Below are 16,025 nucleotides of genomic sequence, written 5' to 3' on the forward strand. Positions count from 1 at the left end.
TTCCGGATGAGCAAGTTTCTTGATCGGTTTCGCTATTTCAAACAGCTGGCAGAACCGTTTTCCGGCCAGCATGGCCAGACCCTGAACAGTAATCGCGACTGGGAAGATGGTTACCGCAGTCGCTGGCAGCACGATAAAATTGTTCGCTCGACTCACGGCGTGAACTGCACCGGCTCATGCAGCTGGAAGATCTACGTGAAAAATGGCCTGGTGACCTGGGAGACGCAGCAGACCGACTATCCGCGTACCCGTCCCGATCTGCCAAATCATGAACCCCGCGGCTGCCCGCGCGGCGCCAGCTACTCCTGGTATCTCTACAGCGCGAACCGGCTGAAATATCCGCTGATGCGTAAGAAGCTGATTCAGCTCTGGCGCGAGGCGAAAACGCAGCACAGCGATCCGGTCGATGCCTGGGCTTCGATTATCAGCAATCCGGAAAAAGCCAAAAGCTACAAGCAGGCACGCGGCCGCGGTGGATTTGTGCGTTCCAGCTGGCAGGAGGTCAACGAGATGATCGCCGCCGCCAACATCTGCACCGCAAAAACCTACGGCCCGGACCGGGTGATGGGGTTCTCGCCCATCCCGGCGATGTCGATGGTTTCTTATGCGGCGGGCGCGCGTTATCTGTCGCTGATTGGCGGCACCTGCCTGAGTTTTTACGACTGGTATTGCGATCTGCCACCGGCATCGCCGATGACCTGGGGTGAGCAGACCGACGTACCGGAATCAGCCGACTGGTATAACTCCTCTTACATCATCGCCTGGGGCTCAAACGTGCCGCAGACGCGTACCCCGGATGCGCACTTCTTTACCGAGGTGCGTTACAAAGGCACCAAAACCGTGGCGGTCACGCCGGACTATGCGGAAGTCGCCAAGCTGTGCGACCAGTGGCTGAATCCGAAACAGGGCACCGACAGCGCGATGGCGCTGGCGATGGGCCATGTGATGCTGAAAGAGTTTCACCTCGATCGCGAAGTCAGCTATTTCAGCGACTACGTGCGTCGTTATACCGACATGCCGATGCTGGTGCTGCTGGAGCCGCGTGAAGGCGGTTATTACGCCGCCGGACGCCAGCTGCGCGCCAGCGATCTGGTCGACGGGCTGGGCCAGCAGAATAATCCTGAATGGAAAACGGTGGCGATCAACGAAGCGACCGGCCAGCTGGTGGCACCGCAGGGTTCAATCGGCTTCCGCTGGGGTGAAAAGGGCAAATGGAACCTTGAGCAGCGTGACGGCGCGTCACAGCAGGAAGTTGAACTGCAGCTTAGCCTGCTGGGCAGCCATGACGAGGTGGTTGAGGTGGGTTTCCCTTACTTTGGCGGCATCACCAGCGAACATTTCAACAGCGTGGCGCTGGATGAGATCCTGCTGCATAAGCTGCCGGTAAAACGTCTGCAACTGGCCGATGGCAGCGAAGCGCTGGTCACCAGCGTCTACGATCTGACGCTGGCTAACTATGGGCTGGAGCGCGGGCTGGACGATGCCAACTGCGCGCAAACTTACGACGAGATCAAAGCGTACAGCCCGGCCTGGGCGGAACAGATTACCGGCGTATCACGTCAGAACATCATCCGCATTGCCCGTGAGTTTGCCGAAAACGCCGAGAAGACCCGTGGTCGTTCAATGATCATCGTCGGTGCCGGTATGAACCACTGGTATCACATGGATATGAACTACCGTGGCCTGATGAACATGCTGATCTTCTGCGGCTGCGTCGGGCAGAGCGGGGGTGGCTGGGCGCACTACGTTGGCCAGGAGAAGTTGCGTCCGCAGACCGGCTGGGCACCGCTGGCGTTTGGTCTCGACTGGCAACGTCCGCCACGTCAGATGAACAGCACCTCCTTTTTCTATAACCACTCCAGCCAGTGGCGTTATGAAACGCTGGCCACCAGCGAGCTGCTGTCGCCGCTGGCCGATAAAAGTCGCTACAGCGGCAGCCTGATCGATCTCAACGTGCGTTCCGAACGCATGGGCTGGCTGCCATCTGCGCCTCAGCTTAACGTCAACCCGTTACGCATCGCCGCCCAGGCGAAAGCCGCCGGTCAGTCGCCGCTGGATTACACCGTGGAGAGCCTGAAAAACGGAACGATGCGTTTCGCCGCTGAACAGCCAGACGATCCGCAGAACTTCCCGCGCAACCTGTTTGTCTGGCGCTCCAACCTGCTCGGCTCATCCGGTAAAGGGCATGAGTACATGCTGAAGTACCTGCTGGGTACGGAAAACGGTATTCAGGGCAAAGATTTAGGCCAGCAGGGCCGCGTCAAGCCGGAAGAGGTGGAGTGGCAGGATCAGGGAGCAGAAGGCAAGCTCGATCTGGTCGTTACGCTCGATTTCCGCATGTCCAGCACCTGTCTTTATTCCGATGTGGTGCTGCCTACCGCCACCTGGTATGAAAAAGACGATATGAATACCTCGGATATGCATCCGTTTATTCATCCGCTCTCGGCTGCCGTTGATCCCGCCTGGGATTCAAAAAGTGACTGGGAGATTTATAAGGGCATCGCGAAAGCCTTTTCCGATCTCTGCCCTGGCCATTTAGGGGTAGAAACCGATGTAGTCACGCTGCCGGTACTGCACGATTCGCCAGCCGAACTGGCGCAGCCGTTTGACGCCAGAGACTGGAAAAAAGGCGAATGTGAGCTGATTCCGGGTAAAACCGCGCCGCATATCATGGTGGTGGAACGCGATTATCCGGCCACCTGGGCGCGCTTTACCTCGCTGGGTCCGCTGCTCGATACCCTGGGTAACGGCGGCAAGGGCATCGGCTGGAATACCCAGAAAGAGGTCGATTTCCTCAAGCAGCTTAACTATGTCAAAGCGGATGGCCCGGCGGCGGGACGGCCGAATATTGATACGGCCATCGACGCAGCTGAGGTGATTCTGGCGCTGGCGCCGGAAACCAACGGTCAGGTGGCGGTGAAAGCCTGGCAGGCGCTGGGTGCGATTACCGGCCGCGACCACACCCATCTGGCGCTGAACAAGGAAGATGAAAAAATTCGCTTCCGCGATATCCAGGCACAGCCGCGCAAAATCATCTCCAGCCCGACCTGGTCCGGTCTGGAAGATGAACATGTTTCGTATAACGCCTGCTACACCAACGTGCATGAGCTGATCCCGTGGCGCACCCTGAGTGGTCGTCAGCAGCTCTATCAGGATCATGAGTGGATGCGCGCCTTTGGCGAAAGCCTGCTGGTCTACCGTCCGCCAATCGATACCCGCGCGGCGAAGCCGTTGCTGAACAGCAAACCCAACGGTAACCCGGAGAAGGCGCTGAACTTCCTGACGCCACACCAGAAGTGGGGCATTCACTCCACCTACAGCGACAACCTGCTGATGCTGACACTGTCGCGCGGCGGACCGATTGTCTGGATGAGCGAAGAGGATGCGCGCGAGCTGGGGATCGTCGATAACGACTGGATCGAGGCGTTCAACGCTAACGGTGCGCTGACCGCGCGTGCGGTGGTGAGCCAGCGTATTCCGGCTGGCATGACCATGATGTATCACGCTCAGGAGCGCATCGTGAATATTCCGGGCTCGGAGATCACCAGCCAGCGCGGTGGTATCCACAACTCGGTCACCCGTACCTGTCCGAAACCGACCCACATGATCGGCGGCTACGCGCAGCTCTCCTGGGGCTTTAACTACTACGGCACCGTCGGCTCAAACCGTGATGAGTTCGTGGTGGTGAGAAAAATGAACAACGTTAACTGGTTAGACGGTGAAGGTAACGACGCCTGTCAGGGCAGCCAGCAGGAGGTAAAACCATGAAAATTCGTTCACAGGTCGGCATGGTGCTGAACCTCGACAAATGTATCGGTTGCCACACCTGCTCGGTGACCTGCAAAAACGTCTGGACCAGTCGCGAAGGGATGGAGTACGCCTGGTTCAATAACGTCGAAAGTAAACCAGGCGTTGGCTATCCCCACGCCTGGGAAGATCAGCAGAAGTGGAAGGGCGGCTGGATTCGAAAAATCAACGGTAAGCTGGAACCGCGCATGGGTAACCGTGTCGGTGTGCTGTCAAAAATCTTCGCCAATCCGGATGTGCCAGCGCTGGATGATTACTACGAGCCGTTCGATTTCGATTATCAGCATCTGCACAACGCACCGGCCGGTAAGCATCAGCCGATCGCGCGTCCGCGTTCGCTGATCACCGGTCAGCGAATGAAAAAAATTGAAAATGGCCCGAACTGGGAAGAGATCCTCGGCGGTGAGTTTGCCAAACGCTCGCAGGATAAGAACTTCGATAATATCCAGAAGGATATTTACGGCCAGTTCGAACACACCTTCATGATGTACCTGCCGCGCCTGTGTGAGCATTGCCTCAACCCGGCCTGCGTAGCGACCTGTCCGAGTGGTGCCATCTACAAACGTGGCGAAGATGGCATCGTTCTGATTGATCAGGATAAATGCCGTGGCTGGCGGATGTGCCTCACCGGCTGTCCGTACAAAAAGATCTACTTCAACTGGAAGAGCGGCAAATCAGAGAAATGTATTTTCTGTTATCCGCGTATTGAAGCCGGTCAGCCCACCGTCTGCTCGGAAACCTGCGTCGGCCGTATCCGCTATCTCGGCGTGCTGCTGTATGACGCTGACCGCATTGAGCAGGCTGCTTCGGCGGAGAATGAAAAAGATCTTTATCAGAGCCAGCTGGATATCTTCCTTGATCCCAACGATCCGGCGGTGATCGCCCAGGCGCTGAAAGATGGCGTCGCGCAGAGCGTGATCGACGCGGCGCAACGTTCACCGGTGTACAAAATGGCGATGGAGTGGAAGCTGGCGCTGCCGCTGCACCCTGAATATCGCACTTTGCCGATGGTGTGGTATGTGCCGCCATTGTCGCCAATCCAGTCAGCCGTTGACGGTGGCGCGCTGGCACACACCGGCGTGCTGCCGGATGTTGAAAGCCTGCGCATTCCGGTTGAGTACCTGGCGAACCTGCTGACCGCCGGTGATACCGCGCCGGTGCTGCTGGCGCTGAAACGGATGCTGGCGATGCGTCACTACAAGCGAGCGGAAAGCGTCGAAGGTGAACGGGATGTGCGGGCGCTGGAGCAGGTTGGCCTGAGCGAGGCGCAGGCACAGGAGATGTACCGTTATCTGGCGATTGCCAATTACGAAGATCGCTTTGTGGTGCCGTCCAGCCATCGTGAACTGGCGCGTGAAGCCTTCCCGGAAAGTAAAGGCTGCGGCTTTAGCTTCGGCGATGGCTGCCACGGCAGCGACAGCAAATTCAACCTGTTTAACAGCCGCCGTATTGATGCCATCGACATCAGTAAAAAAACCGTACGTCCGGAGGATGCATCATGATTGCGCTACGTGTGCTGTCGCGCCTGCTCGATTATCCGGATGAGGCGCTGTTTACCCATCATCAGGCGCTGATCGAGGCGCTGGAAAGCGCTTGTGAACTGAACCTGCAGCAGAGTGCAAAGCTGGTGCGCTTTATTAATCAGCTCTGCGCCCGGCCACTGCTCGACGTGCAGGCTGATTACTGCGAGCTGTTTGATCGCGGCCGCGCCACCTCGCTGCTGCTGTTTGAACATGTGCATGGCGAGTCACGCGATCGCGGCCAGGCGATGGTCGATTTGCTGGCGCAGTATCGGGCCGATGGGCTGGAGCTGGACAGCAAAGAGCTGCCTGATTATCTGCCGCTCTACCTCGAATACCTCGCCTGTAAAACGGCTGACGAGGCGCGTCAGGGGCTGGAGGATATCGCACCGATTCTGGCGCTGCTGGCGGCGCGGCTGGTGGAACGTCAGAGTCCTTATGCCGATCTGTTCAGCGCACTGTTAGCGCTTTCAGGCACCGCGATCCAGCCTGACGCGTTACGCCCGCAGGTGGCGCAGGAAGCGCGCGACGATACCCCAGCGGCACTGGATGCCGTCTGGGAAGAGGAGCAGATCAAATTTCTCGGCGAACAGGGCTGTGCTTCGGCACAGCAGGCGGCGCATCAGCGCCGTTTTGCCGACGCGGTTGCGCCGCAGTATCTGGATGTTGCTCAGGCGACAACGCGCGCCACAGGAGAATCAGCATGAATTTTATCAACACTTTCTTCTTTGATATTTACCCCTATCTTGCCGGAACGGTGTTTCTGGTCGGCAGCTGGCTGCGCTATGACTACGGACAGTACAGCTGGCGGGCCGGCTCCAGTCAGATGCTGGACAAAAAAGGAATGCGTCTCGCGTCCAACCTGTTCCACATTGGCATCATCGGCATTTTTTTCGGTCACATCGTCGGGATGCTGACGCCGCACTGGATGTATGAATCCTTTCTGCCGATCGACGTTAAACAGAAGCTGGCGATGATTGCCGGTGGGCTGTTTGGCGCGATGACCCTGGCGGGCGGGGCATTGCTGCTGAAACGCCGTCTGATGAATCCGCGGGTGCGGGCCACCAGCAGCGTCGGCGATATTCTTATCCTGAGCTTACTGGTGGCGCAGGCGACGCTGGGCTTGCTGACCATTCCTTTCTCGGCACAGCATATGGATGGCAGTGAGATGATGAAGCTGGTGGGCTGGGCGCAGGCAGTGGTGACCTTCCACGGTGGCGCATCACAGCATCTTGACGGCGTAGCGCTGATTTACCGCATCCACATGGTGCTGGGAATGACGCTGTTCCTGCTGTTTCCGTTCTGCCGGCTGGTCCATATCTGGAGTGCGCCGGTGGAGTATCTGACCCGCCGCTATCAGCTGGTCAGAAACCGCCGCTAAGCCACTAACGGCCACCGGAACTGCGCATCCGGTGGCCGTTTTTCAGGCGACAGCCTTGACGTTTTTTTAAGAATTTGACCTGTATGTCGTTGCGCTGAACGACTACTATTAGCGCATCTGAATTTACCCCTCGTTTATGGATAACCGATGCGTCTCAAGCTAGCTCTCCTTGCGTTCATCCCGTTACTGGCCTCCTGCAGCAGCAAACCTGAGGTTCCCCAACAGCAAAAGATGCTGGCTGCGCCGCAAGGTGGATTTTTACTCCAGCCGTCGCACAGTGGATCGGCAATGTCGGGTGACTTCGCCGGTAATCCGGCCGCGGAACAATTTATCGATCAGATGGTGGAGAAGCACGGCTTCGATCGCCAGCAGTTGCATAACATTCTGGGTCAGGCCAAACGGCTGGATTACGTGCTGCGCCTGATGGATCGCCAGGCACCAAGCTATACGCCAGCGCCGGGGCCGAACGGTGCCTGGATTCGCTATCGCAATAAGTTTATTACGCCAGATAACGTCCAGAATGGTGTGGCATTCTGGGATCAATATCAGGATGCGCTGCAGCGTGCACAGCAGGTTTACGGCGTTCCGCCTGAAATCATCGTCGGGATTATTGGCGTCGAAACGCGCTGGGGCCGCGTGATGGGAAAAACGCGTATTCTCGATGCGCTCGCCACCTTATCCTTTAACTATCCGCGCCGCGCCGCTTACTTCAGCAGCGAGCTGGAAACTTTTCTGTTGATGGCGCGTAACGAACAGGACGATCCGCTGGCACTTAAAGGCTCCTTTGCCGGGGCGATGGGCTATGGTCAGTTCATGCCGTCGTCCTACAAAGAGTATGCGGTTGACTTCAACGGCGACGGCCATGCCAACCTGTGGGATCCGGTGGATGCCATCGGCAGCGTGGCTCACTACTTCCAGCAGCACGGCTGGCGCAGCGGCGAGAACATCGCGGTTCCGGCCAGTGGTCAGGCGCCGCTGCTCGACGATGGCTTCAAAACCCGCTACAGCGTCAGCATGCTGGCCGCTTCAGGCCTGTCACCGCAGGGATCGCTCAACGGTAATGATGAAGTGAGCCTGTTACGGCTTGATCTCGGTACCAGCTATCAGTACTGGTACGGCTTACCCAATTTTTATGTCATTACCCGTTATAACCACAGCACCCATTACGCGATGGCGGTGTGGCAGTTAGGTGAGGCGGTGAGTAAGGCGCGTCAGGGCGGGCTGCTATAAAGACTGTCCTTATTAACAGTAAGGTTATATGATAACGCCCTTTTTCAGGCCTATCCGCCACTGTTATCTCTGGAGTCGTTATGTCTTTACCTGCCTGCCCAGCCTGTCACGCCGATTATACCTGGCAAGACGGCGATAACCTTAACTGTCCTTCCTGTGGTCATATCTGGACCGAGGCGGAAAGCGAAAGCAGCAATCAAACGCTGGAAGTGCGCGATGCTAACGGTAATCTGCTGGCAGATGGCGACAGCGTCACGGTGATTAAAGATCTTAAAGTGAAGGGCAGCTCTTCTTCCCTGAAGATTGGCACCAAAGTGAAAAGCATTCGTCTGGTGGAAGGGGATCACAACATCGATTGTAAGATCGACGGTTTTGGTCCAATGAAATTAAAATCTGAGTTCGTGAAAAAGAACTGAGCTGACGGGCGCAGGGACGCGCCCGTGACAGAAGCTAACTGAACAACCGATCCAGCGCCGCGCACTGCTGCGCATCTAAGCTGCCGCCATAATTACGCGACGCGCTCCCCATTGAGTCATAGCGACGCGACACCGCGGTTTTAATGGTGGTCACAAAATCATCGCCGATACTGTAAATTGCCATCAACCGACCGATCTGCTGCTGGAGACGGGTCAGCTCAGCCAGATTGCCGTCACGCCACGCCTGCATCATCTGCGCAAAAACCTCCGGCACAATATTATTCAGCCCTGAAATGACGCCGGCACCGCCCGCCAGCAAGTTAGGCAGCAGATATTCGTCATAGCCCGACAGCACCGCAAAATCACTGCGCACCTTCCTGGTCTCTTCAATCATTGCCCGGTTGTGTGACAGGCAGTCCACCGTATCCTTGATGCCGACGAAATTGGGTAATTTTGCGGCTAACGCAGCGACCAGCGTCGGGGTCAGATCGCAGCCGGTACGTGCCGGAAAGTTATAGGCAAACCACTTTCCGCCTAGCTGTTGATCGAGTGCTTCAAAGTAGTGCATCAGCTGCGCCTGCGTCTGGCCGTAATAGTAGGGCGGCAGCACCATAACCGCGTCGTAACCACTTTTCCATGCCGCATCCGCCAGCGTCAGCATATCGGGAATACAGGTGGCAGAGACGTTAGCCACCATTTTTAACGGCGACAATGGCCGGGCTTCTTTGATCAGCTGTAAGCGTTCCTGCTGCGTCAGTGAGGCGAACTCGCCAATGCTGCCCATGATCAGTAAGGTATCAATGCCTGAAGCGTTAAGGCGGGAAAAATGGCGTCCGAGCGCATCGATATCGAGGGCACCCTGCGCATTAAATGGGGTAACTGAGGGGCACCAGACACCGGCAAAGGCAGATTCTGCAGTCATGACTCACTCCTGAAGACGTTTCGGAAAAATGAAACAATGTTTTAACTTAATTATTCACCCTGACCACTACCAGCATTCGATTCAGAATTGAGCAATGGGTCGCACTTTTCCGCTTTTAAAGCGTCTTAACAAGCGGTCACGTCAGATAACGCAACCGGAGGTGAGCATGAAAGAGTGGGATCCTGTGCTGTATCGCAAATTTGAGGCGGAACGTACCCGTCCGGCGCGTGAGCTGCTGGCGCGCATCAGCTCTGAAGAGGTTGAACAGGTCACCGATTTGGGCTGCGGTCCGGGCAACAGCACTGAACTGCTGACGGAGGCCTGGCCGCTGGCAAAAGTCTGCGGTCTCGACAGTTCTGCCGCGATGCTAGCCCAGGCGCGCGAACGGTTACCGCACTGCCATTTTGTACAGGCGGATATCCGCAGCTGGCAGGCGGAAGCGCCTCAGCAGGTGATTTATGCCAACGCCTCTTTGCAATGGCTGGATAACCATGCCGTGCTGTTTCCCCATCTGGTAAAACAGCTGGCGCCCGGCGGCGTGCTGGCGGTACAGATGCCCGATAATCTCAATGAACCCTCGCATCAATTAATGCGCGAAGTGGCGGCAGCCGAGCCCTGGCGTACGCGTATCGGTGCGGAGACAGCAGACCGTAAACAGCTGCTCTCCAGCGGGGAATATTACGATCTGCTGACTCAGGCGGGTTGCGAAGTGGATATCTGGCGCACCACCTATTATCACGTGATGGCCGATGCTCAGGCGATTATCAGCTGGCTCCAGGCGACCGGTCTGCGTCCATTTCTCGCCCCGCTGGATGACGCCAGCCAGGCCGATTTTCTGGCGGCCTATCATCAGCGTCTGCTCAGCGCCTATCCGGCGCAGCGCGATGGTCAGGTTCTGCTCGCTTTCCCGCGTCTTTTTATTGTGGCGGTGAAAAAAACCTGATGCTCAGGGAAAGCAGGTCGCAAAAAGCGCGCAATACTGGATAGAGGGCTTGAAAACGTGATGATATTGCTCCACGTTCAACCCACGACCTGAGGGAGAAACGCGATGGATGATCAGCAGTTGCAGGCGCTTAGCGCGCAGATAGGTGAGAAGCTTAAACAGCAGAACGCCACCGTGACCTGTGCCGAATCCTGCACCGGCGGGTGGATTGCTAAGGTATTTACTGACATCAGCGGCAGCTCCGCCTGGTTTGAACGTGGCTTCGTGACCTACAGCAATGATGCCAAACAGCAGCTGGTAGGTGTGCAGGCCACCTCGCTGGAACAGTACGGGGCGGTGAGTGAAGCCGTGGTGCGTGAAATGGCGCTGGGCGCCCGACACGCGGCCCAGGCGGACTATGCTATTTCGGTGAGCGGTATTGCCGGGCCGGATGGCGGCAGTGAGGAGAAGCCAGTCGGCACCGTCTGGTTTGGTTTTGCCGGTCCGCAAGATAAAACCCTGACTTTTCAGCAGCATTTCGCCGGTGACCGTGAGGCGGTACGTCGTCAGTCCGTTGGCTGGGCATTGCAGAAGCTGTATGGCGAATTTCTGACAAATTAAACTTGATACTGTATGACTATACAGTATAATTGTCGGCAACAGAAAGAGTGCAGGCACCCATGAGTGCGTGTTTACCCGGCTTGATTAGGAGTTGAAATGGCGATTGATGAAAACAAACAAAAGGCTTTAGCTGCCGCGCTGGGCCAGATTGAGAAGCAATTTGGTAAAGGCTCCATCATGCGCTTGGGTGAAGACCGCTCAATGGATGTGGAAACCATCTCTACCGGTTCGCTGTCACTGGATATTGCATTAGGTGCAGGCGGTCTGCCAATGGGCCGTATCGTTGAGATTTACGGACCCGAGTCTTCAGGTAAAACCACGCTGACCCTGCAGGTGATTGCGTCGGCACAGCGTAAAGGCAAAACCTGTGCCTTTATCGATGCGGAACATGCGCTGGACCCGGTTTACGCCAAGAAACTGGGCGTAGACATCGACAACCTGCTCTGTTCACAGCCCGATACCGGTGAGCAGGCGCTGGAGATTTGTGATGCGCTGGCACGTTCAGGCGCGGTTGACGTCATCATCGTTGACTCCGTGGCGGCCCTGACGCCGAAAGCGGAAATCGAAGGTGAAATCGGTGACTCTCACATGGGCCTTGCGGCACGTATGATGAGCCAGGCGATGCGTAAGCTGGCCGGTAACCTGAAACAGTCCAACACGCTGCTGATCTTCATCAACCAGATCCGTATGAAAATTGGTGTGATGTTTGGTAACCCGGAAACCACCACCGGGGGTAACGCGCTGAAGTTCTACGCCTCTGTCCGTCTTGATATCCGCCGTATCGGTGCCATCAAAGAGGGCGATAACGTAGTCGGCAGTGAGACCCGCGTTAAAGTGGTGAAAAACAAAATCGCCGCGCCATTCAAACAGGCTGAGTTCCAGATCATGTACGGCGAAGGTATCAACACCTTCGGCGAGCTGGTCGACCTGGGCGTGAAGCACAAGCTGATTGAAAAAGCGGGTGCATGGTACAGCTACAATGGCGATAAGATTGGTCAGGGTAAATCGAATGCCGGCAACTTCCTGAAAGAGAATGCGGCTGTGGCAAACGAAATCGATATGAAGTTACGTGAGATGCTACTGAACGGCGCTGACGATAAACTGGCAGCAGAGCAGTCTGCTGACAAAGTGGAAAACGCAGCGAGCGAAGCGAACGAAGACTTCTAATCACTGACGCGGGGGTGGAGCTATCCACTCCCGCTGTTTTATTTACCTGACATCCTGCCTTTCTTACCTTCCTTCTCTGCCGTTCTGTCGCCATAATCCTCCTCCCGTTTGTACAAGGTGCGCAGTATGACTGAACAATCTCAGCCCCAATCCAACGTTGTCTCCTTTTCTCGTCTGCTCGATCGCGCGATGCGCATCCTGGGCCAGCGCGATCACAGCCGTGCAGAACTAGCACGCAAGCTGCAACAGTCGGCGCAGCGTGCCGCCTGGGCGCAGCAGAAAGAACCGGAAATCGTCACCGAAGAGCTGCTGGAAAAAGTGCTGAACTGGTGCCAGGAAAATGGCTGGTTAAACGACGAGCGTTTCACCGAACGTTTTATTCAGAGCCGCAGCCGCAAAGGTTTTGGTTCACAACGGGTGCGTATGGAGCTGGCGCAAAAAGGAATCGATCGCGAAGCAATTGATATTGCGATGGAAGAGACCGAGGTTGACTGGTCTGCCTGCGCTGCCCAGCTGGCTGAGCGTAAATTTGGTCATCCGTTACCGAAAGAATGGAAAGAGAAAGCCAAAGTCCTGCGCTATCTTCAGTCAAAAGGCTTCATGACCGAAGATATTCAGTCCGTTTTCAGAAATTTTGACGACTAAAAGCCGATGTAATTTTACTTCCCACTGAAGAAAATTTATCTTATTCCCACTTTTTGTTCCTCTCATCGGGCGCCGCCAGGATGTGGCATCGCGGAGAAGATGGAACGTTCGTTAGCGTGATTCCAGGATATATATGAGCAAGAGCACTGCTGAGATCCGTCAAGCGTTTCTCGACTTTTTTCATAGCAAGGGACATCAGGTTGTAACCAGCAGCTCCCTCGTACCGAATAACGATCCGACGTTGCTGTTTACCAACGCCGGAATGAACCAGTTCAAAGATGTGTTCCTCGGCCAGGACAAGCGTGATTATTCGCGCGCGACCACCTCACAACGCTGCGTGCGTGCCGGCGGTAAACACAACGATCTTGAAAATGTCGGCTACACCGCACGTCACCACACTTTCTTTGAAATGCTGGGCAATTTCAGCTTCGGTGACTACTTCAAGAAAGAGGCCATTGCTTTTGCCTGGGAACTGTTGACGAGCGAGCAGTGGTTCGGCCTGCCAAAAGAGCGTCTGTGGGTCACGATATATGAGACCGATGACGAGGCTTACGCCATCTGGGCCAACGAGATTGGCGTGCCGCACGAGCGCATTATTCGTATCGGCGACAACAAAGGCGGTGCTTACGCGTCAGATAACTTCTGGCAGATGGGCGATACCGGTCCTTGTGGTCCCTGCAGCGAGATTTTCTACGATCACGGCGATCACATCTGGGGTGGACCGCCGGGCAGCCCGGAAGAGGATGGCGACCGCTACATAGAGATCTGGAACATCGTCTTTATGCAGTTCAATCGTCAGGCGGATGGCACCATGCTGCCGCTGCCGAAACCGTCGGTTGATACCGGTATGGGCCTTGAGCGCATTTCTGCCGTGCTGCAGCACGTCAACTCTAACTATGAAATTGACCTGTTCCAGAAACTGATTCAGGCAGTTGCGCAGGTGACCGGTGCGACCGATCTCAGCAACAAATCACTGCGCGTGATTGCTGACCACATTCGTTCCTGCGCCTTCCTGATTGCCGATGGGGTGATCCCGTCGAATGAGAACCGCGGCTACGTGCTGCGTCGCATCATTCGTCGCGCCGTACGTCATGGCAACATGCTGGGTGCGAAAGATGCGTTCTTCTATAAGCTGGTCGCGCCACTGGTTGAGGTGATGGGAGCGGCCGGTGAAGAGTTACAGCGTCAGCAGGCTCAGGTTGAGCAGGTACTGAAAAGCGAAGAAGAGCAGTTCGCTAAGACGCTGGAGCGTGGCTTAGCGCTGCTGGATGAAGAGCTGGCGAAACTGCAGGGCGATACGCTGGATGGCGAAACGGTGTTCCGTCTGTATGACACCTTTGGCTTCCCGGCTGACCTGACGGCAGATGTTTGCCGCGAGCGCAACCTGAAGATTGACGAAGCGGGCTTTGAGCAGGCGATGGAACAACAGCGCCAGCGTGCACGTGAAGCGAGTGGTTTCGGGGCGGATTACAGCAACGTTATTCGTATCGATGCGGCGTCTTCTTTCAAAGGTTATGACCAGCTCGATTTAGCGGCTACGGTGAAAGCTCTCTACGTGGCGGGCGAGGCGGTAAATGAAGTCACCGCCGGTCAGGACGCGGTTGTGGTGCTGGATGAAACGCCATTCTACGGTGAATCAGGCGGCCAGGTGGGTGATACCGGCGTGCTGACAGGGAAGAATGCTGAATTTAGCGTGCAGGATACACAAAAATATGGTCAGGCGATCGGTCATATCGGTAAGCTGACGTCAGGGCAATTACGTATCGGCGATCGCCTTGAGGCTGTAGTTGATGCGGCACGCCGGGCGCGTATCCGTCTGAACCACTCCGCTACTCACTTATTACATGCCGCACTGCGTCAGGTCCTGGGTGATCATGTAGCGCAGAAAGGGTCACTGGTTAACGACAAGTACCTGCGTTTCGACTTCTCGCATTTCGAAGCGATGAAACCTCAGGAGATTCGTCAGGTCGAAGATATCGTCAACGCGCAGATTCGCCGCAACTTGCCGGTGGAAACTGAAGTGATGGATCTTGAAGCGGCGAAGTCCAAAGGTGCCATGGCGCTGTTTGGTGAGAAATACGATCAGCGCGTGCGCGTGCTGACCATGGGTGATTTCTCAGTTGAGCTGTGCGGCGGGACTCACGCGGCACGTACCGGCGACATCGGCCTGTTCCGCATTCAGGCGGAGTCAGGGACTGCAGCCGGTATTCGTCGTATTGAAGCGATTACTGGTGAAGGTGCGCTGGCGCAGGTTAACGCCCAGAGCAGCCAGCTACAGGATCTGGCGCAGCTGGTGAAAGCCAACAGCAGCAACCTGAATGAGAAAGTACGCGGTCTGGTTGATCACGTACGGGCGCTGGAGAAAGAGTTACAGCAGCTGCGCGATCAGCAAGCTGCGCAGGAAAGTGCGTCACTGAGCAGCAATGCCATCGATGTAAAAGGGGTGAAGCTGCTGGTCAGTGAGCTGAGTAATGTCGAGCCGAAAATGTTGCGCACCATGGTCGATGACCTGAAAAACCAGCTTGGCTCTGCCATCATCGTGTTAGCAACGGTGGCGGAAGGTAAAGTGTCGTTGATCGCAGGTGTGACCAAAGATCTGACCGATCGGGTTAAAGCCGGTGAACTGATTGCGGGTCTGGCGCAGCAGGTCGGTGGAAAAGGCGGTGGTCGCCCGGATATGGCGCAGGCTGGCGGAACCGATGCGGGTGCTCTCAAAGGCGCTTTAGCAGGGGTTGAGGACTGGGTCAGCAGCCGTCTGTAAGTGAATTAAAACAAGGCATCGTATAAAGCGTCAGAACGGTTGTTCCGGCGCTTTTTAATAGGATGTTAAAGCAGCAAATGACAAAGTCAGGTTGATGTAGTGTATTTCGGCTAAACTAACTATCAGCAGAATGTATTAGCGCATCGATGTGCATTGGTGTATTTCTCATACTCATTGTGCAGCGTTAAATGATGGATAATGCCGGGAGCCTGTACAAGCCCGACTCTTTTAATCTTTCAAGGAGCAAAGAATGCTTATTCTAACTCGTCGAGTTGGTGAAACCCTCATGATCGGTGATGAGGTGACTGTAACGGTGCTGGGTGTTAAAGGTAACCAGGTTCGCATCGGGGTTAACGCTCCGAAAGAAGTGTCTGTGCATCGCGAAGAGATCTATCAACGCATCCAGGCTGAAAAAACGCAACAAACCAGCGTTTAACGGATTCAGCGTCTCGCACTTGTGCGAGGCGCTACCGCTTTTTGCGTAAAACCTGCCTTTTTCTTTTCTCCCGCTTATCCCCTTTTTTGTTAACTCCATCATCTTTCATTGTTGATAATTCACTCTTTTTGTCGCCATTTTGTCCCAATTGTGTGTGATTTGCTCAATCAAACAAAGTTTCGGAAAAATTGTTTGAC

13 protein-coding genes are annotated in these 16,025 nt (G+C 55.7%); 12 read left to right on the forward strand and 1 reads right to left on the reverse strand.

What is annotated here, in order from left to right:
- Nucleotides 1-6: 6 nt before the first annotated feature.
- From LZU96_RS04805 to LZU96_RS04830, 6 genes are all read left to right on the forward strand, one after another.
- On the forward strand, nt 7-3,768 hold the full coding sequence (locus LZU96_RS04805) for a nitrate reductase subunit alpha (RefSeq protein WP_233987292.1): 3,762 nt from the start codon (nt 7-9) through the stop codon (nt 3,766-3,768).
- Entirely contained in the window at nt 3,765-5,309 is a 1,545-nt protein-coding gene (narH, locus tag LZU96_RS04810) for a nitrate reductase subunit beta (protein WP_233987293.1), read from the forward strand. The genes LZU96_RS04805 and narH overlap by 4 nt, the downstream gene beginning before the upstream one ends.
- Complete coding sequence (narJ, locus tag LZU96_RS04815; protein ID WP_233987294.1) at nt 5,306-6,034, forward strand: nitrate reductase molybdenum cofactor assembly chaperone; 729 nt, start codon at nt 5,306-5,308, stop codon at nt 6,032-6,034. The genes narH and narJ overlap by 4 nt, the downstream gene beginning before the upstream one ends.
- A complete protein-coding gene (narI, locus tag LZU96_RS04820) occupies nt 6,031-6,708 on the forward strand; it encodes a respiratory nitrate reductase subunit gamma (protein WP_233987295.1) in 678 nt (225 codons plus the stop codon). Before narJ ends, narI begins: the two co-directional genes overlap by 4 nt.
- Before the next feature lie 147 nt (nt 6,709-6,855).
- Nucleotides 6,856-7,938, forward strand: a complete 1,083-nt coding sequence (mltB, locus tag LZU96_RS04825; RefSeq protein ID WP_233987296.1) for a lytic murein transglycosylase B — start codon at nt 6,856-6,858, stop codon at nt 7,936-7,938.
- A gap of 80 nt (nt 7,939-8,018) precedes the next feature.
- Nucleotides 8,019-8,354, forward strand: coding sequence for a zinc ribbon domain-containing protein YjdM (locus LZU96_RS04830; RefSeq protein WP_233987297.1), 336 nt, complete (start codon nt 8,019-8,021; stop codon nt 8,352-8,354).
- A gap of 34 nt (nt 8,355-8,388) precedes the next feature.
- Here the strand turns inward: LZU96_RS04830 and LZU96_RS04835 are convergent, their stop codons facing one another.
- Nucleotides 8,389-9,276, reverse strand: coding sequence for a dihydrodipicolinate synthase family protein (locus tag LZU96_RS04835; RefSeq protein ID WP_233987298.1), 888 nt, complete (start codon nt 9,274-9,276; stop codon nt 8,389-8,391).
- 166 nt (nt 9,277-9,442) lie between these two features.
- On the opposite strand from LZU96_RS04835, the gene tam reads away from it, so the two are divergent.
- The 6 genes from tam to csrA all read left to right on the forward strand — a co-directional run bounded on the left by tam (nt 9,443) and on the right by csrA (nt 15,828).
- Nucleotides 9,443-10,219, forward strand: a complete 777-nt coding sequence (gene tam, locus LZU96_RS04840) for a trans-aconitate 2-methyltransferase (protein WP_233987299.1) — start codon at nt 9,443-9,445, stop codon at nt 10,217-10,219.
- A gap of 105 nt (nt 10,220-10,324) precedes the next feature.
- The gene (pncC, locus tag LZU96_RS04845; RefSeq protein ID WP_233987300.1) at nt 10,325-10,819 is read left to right on the forward strand and encodes a nicotinamide-nucleotide amidase; all 495 of its coding nucleotides are present in this window, start codon (nt 10,325-10,327) and stop codon (nt 10,817-10,819) included.
- 96 nt (nt 10,820-10,915) lie between these two features.
- Nucleotides 10,916-11,986 carry a recombinase RecA gene (gene recA / locus LZU96_RS04850; protein WP_094121087.1) on the forward strand — a complete coding sequence of 357 codons (1,071 nt, stop codon included), beginning with the start codon at nt 10,916-10,918 and terminating at the stop codon, nt 11,984-11,986.
- 126 nt (nt 11,987-12,112) lie between these two features.
- Nucleotides 12,113-12,631, forward strand: a complete 519-nt coding sequence (locus LZU96_RS04855) for a regulatory protein RecX (RefSeq protein WP_233987301.1) — start codon at nt 12,113-12,115, stop codon at nt 12,629-12,631.
- 133 nt (nt 12,632-12,764) lie between these two features.
- Nucleotides 12,765-15,392, forward strand: a complete 2,628-nt coding sequence (gene alaS, locus LZU96_RS04860) for an alanine--tRNA ligase (RefSeq protein WP_233987302.1) — start codon at nt 12,765-12,767, stop codon at nt 15,390-15,392.
- Between the two features lie 250 nt (nt 15,393-15,642).
- Nucleotides 15,643-15,828 carry a carbon storage regulator CsrA gene (gene csrA, locus LZU96_RS04865; protein ID WP_008927091.1) on the forward strand — a complete coding sequence of 62 codons (186 nt, stop codon included), beginning with the start codon at nt 15,643-15,645 and terminating at the stop codon, nt 15,826-15,828.
- The last annotated feature ends 197 nt before the right edge of the window (nt 15,829-16,025 follow it).

Source organism: Pantoea agglomerans, assembly GCF_021397715.1.
Lineage (GTDB): Bacteria > Pseudomonadota > Gammaproteobacteria > Enterobacterales > Enterobacteriaceae > Pantoea > Pantoea astica.

Bases quoted from the DNA above. Each gene is read 5' to 3' on its own strand.
- LZU96_RS04805 (WP_233987292.1), top strand. From the start codon at position 7: ATGAGCAAGTTTCTTGATCGGTTTCGCTATTTCAAACAGCTGGCAGAA.
- narH (WP_233987293.1), top strand. From the start codon at position 3,765: ATGAAAATTCGTTCACAGGTCGGCATGGTGCTGAACCTCGACAAATGT.
- narJ (WP_233987294.1), top strand. From the start codon at position 5,306: ATGATTGCGCTACGTGTGCTGTCGCGCCTGCTCGATTATCCGGATGAG.
- narI (WP_233987295.1), top strand. From the start codon at position 6,031: ATGAATTTTATCAACACTTTCTTCTTTGATATTTACCCCTATCTTGCC.
- mltB (WP_233987296.1), top strand. From the start codon at position 6,856: ATGCGTCTCAAGCTAGCTCTCCTTGCGTTCATCCCGTTACTGGCCTCC.
- LZU96_RS04830 (WP_233987297.1), top strand. From the start codon at position 8,019: ATGTCTTTACCTGCCTGCCCAGCCTGTCACGCCGATTATACCTGGCAA.
- LZU96_RS04835 (WP_233987298.1), bottom strand. From the start codon at position 9,276: ATGACTGCAGAATCTGCCTTTGCCGGTGTCTGGTGCCCCTCAGTTACC.
- tam (WP_233987299.1), top strand. From the start codon at position 9,443: ATGAAAGAGTGGGATCCTGTGCTGTATCGCAAATTTGAGGCGGAACGT.
- pncC (WP_233987300.1), top strand. From the start codon at position 10,325: ATGGATGATCAGCAGTTGCAGGCGCTTAGCGCGCAGATAGGTGAGAAG.
- recA (WP_094121087.1), top strand. From the start codon at position 10,916: ATGGCGATTGATGAAAACAAACAAAAGGCTTTAGCTGCCGCGCTGGGC.
- LZU96_RS04855 (WP_233987301.1), top strand. From the start codon at position 12,113: ATGACTGAACAATCTCAGCCCCAATCCAACGTTGTCTCCTTTTCTCGT.
- alaS (WP_233987302.1), top strand. From the start codon at position 12,765: ATGAGCAAGAGCACTGCTGAGATCCGTCAAGCGTTTCTCGACTTTTTT.
- csrA (WP_008927091.1), top strand. From the start codon at position 15,643: ATGCTTATTCTAACTCGTCGAGTTGGTGAAACCCTCATGATCGGTGAT.